We start from the raw sequence: 1,317 nt of genomic DNA, 5'->3' as shown, positions 1-1,317 counted from the left end.
CTGCTGGCTGAGATTGATATCGGCAAACCGCTCCGGATAAAATGCCTTGCTCAGGTACAGCAGGGTCAGGAGCCCTCGGGGGCCGTACATGGACCGGTTATCGATAACATATACCGTCCCGTTCCGGATTGCACGGATGGACGAGATTGTGGTGCGGTTTCTCTGAGATGCAGCAATCTGGGCATACGTCTGGTTCTGGAGATTGGATGCGTAGGCCACACGGATCAGAATCTGCGGATCCTGCTGGAGCACCCATTCGGCGCTGACCTTGGGCCAGGGTGTGTTGATGTTATGGGCAAGGTTATTCCCATGCGCCATGCTGATGATCGCATCCGCACCGCTCCCATTGCCATATGCCGCAAAGTCCGATCCCCCTTCACAATAGACCGTGGGCCATTCATCCTGATGGATATCGGCAAGGCGGGTGTTAACGAGATTAACCGTCTCGTTGTACCATGTAAGGTACTGCCCTGCCCCGTCTTCATGGCCGGTAATTCGGCCGAGCATCTCAACCTCCCGCGGGAGCCGGTCGAGGATGTAGCAGTCAAGACGGATAACGGGTATACCTGCCTGCTGGAGGCTCTCGAGACTCGTACCGGCTGAACTGATCGTAATCACAAGGTCCGGTTTAAGTTCCAGGATACTCTCAATGTTGGGAGAGTTCCAGCTGCCTTTCAGCGGGCGGGCATTGGGAAACCGTCCTGCCATTACCGGGTCAGAGAGGATGGATTCCGAGACGCCGATAACGCGGTCACCGCCTACGATAGTTGCAAGGACTTCTGCGACATCAGAGTTCAGGCAGACAATCCTCTGGGGGTGTCCGTGGAGGGTGACGGATGTCCCGGCACCATCAATAAAACTGATGGGCTGTATAACTTCCTGTGCAGGGGGAGCCTTATTTCCTTCTGACAGACAACCAGAGCATCCGCTGGCAGTTGCCAGCAGGATCCAGAGGATAGAAATCGCCCCCACTGCAGAACTGGTCTTTGGCAAACAGATCATTTTTCATCCTCCCGGGGCCGGTACCATGATGGCTTCGCGGGAAAATTCTGTATTGAACGGATATTTGTCAGAAAATTCCCGGAATACTGCATCCGGACTGATATCGGCAAACAGGTCCGGGTAGAAGCTTTTTGTAATGTACATAAGGCCGACCGGCCCGGTAGGGCCGTTCATGATGTCCCCGTCAATCACGTAGACCCTCCCGTTTTTCACGGCATTGATCTTGCCAAACCCGGGACGGTTCAGGATATTTTCCCGTACCTGTGCAAGCGGGGGGTTTGTGGCTGAAGGTGTGGAAACGATCCTGAGGATGAT

Annotated in this window: 1 protein-coding gene and 1 pseudogene; both read right to left on the bottom strand. The window is 54.7% G+C overall.

Annotated features, from left to right (window positions below):
- Nucleotides 1-1,002, bottom strand: a 1,002-nt coding sequence (locus tag CW742_RS13450; protein ID WP_292421233.1) for an ABC transporter substrate-binding protein, incomplete at its 3' end; no start/stop codon positions are given.
- 3 nt (nucleotides 1,003-1,005) lie between these two features.
- Nucleotides 1,006-1,317: pseudogene (locus tag CW742_RS13445) on the bottom strand (hypothetical protein); the annotation flags it as partial.

The sequence above is a fragment of the Methanoregula sp. genome, from assembly GCF_002835825.1.
Lineage (GTDB): Archaea > Halobacteriota > Methanomicrobia > Methanomicrobiales > Methanospirillaceae > Methanoregula.
The sequence above is the reverse complement of the archived record's forward strand: the minus strand, read 5'-3'. Positions and strand labels throughout refer to the sequence as shown.